This is a genomic window from Escherichia sp. AM3, from assembly GCF_032029835.1.
In the GTDB taxonomy this organism is placed as follows: domain Bacteria; phylum Pseudomonadota; class Gammaproteobacteria; order Enterobacterales; family Enterobacteriaceae; genus Escherichia; species Escherichia coli.
Map to the genome: position 1 here is coordinate 1 of NZ_JAVUPQ010001315.1, position 235 is coordinate 235.

Annotated in this window: 1 protein-coding gene; it reads right to left on the reverse strand. The window is 40.0% G+C overall.

Annotated features, from left to right (window positions below):
• Nucleotides 1-63 precede the first annotated feature (63 nt).
• The coding region (locus RTW80_RS30855; protein ID WP_409415351.1) for a helix-turn-helix domain-containing protein at nucleotides 64-235 on the reverse strand (172 nt) is incomplete at its 5' end.

Consider the following 235-nt stretch of genomic DNA (forward strand, 5'->3'; position numbering starts at 1 on the left):
CTTTTACTCTCTGGACGCTTTTCTTAGCTCTCTTGGTGTTATCTTAAAACGATTATGGAACCTTTAAGTAAAACGAGAAGGACACTTGTAACCATTTTCCCTGGCAATCTCGCTGATGGGTTTTACTGTCGTTTTTATAGCAGACAACGCATTATTTAAACTCACGTCGTCCAATATACTTTTAAAACTTACTCCCTCGCTTGCCAGACGGCGATGCAATGTGGAAACAGAAATG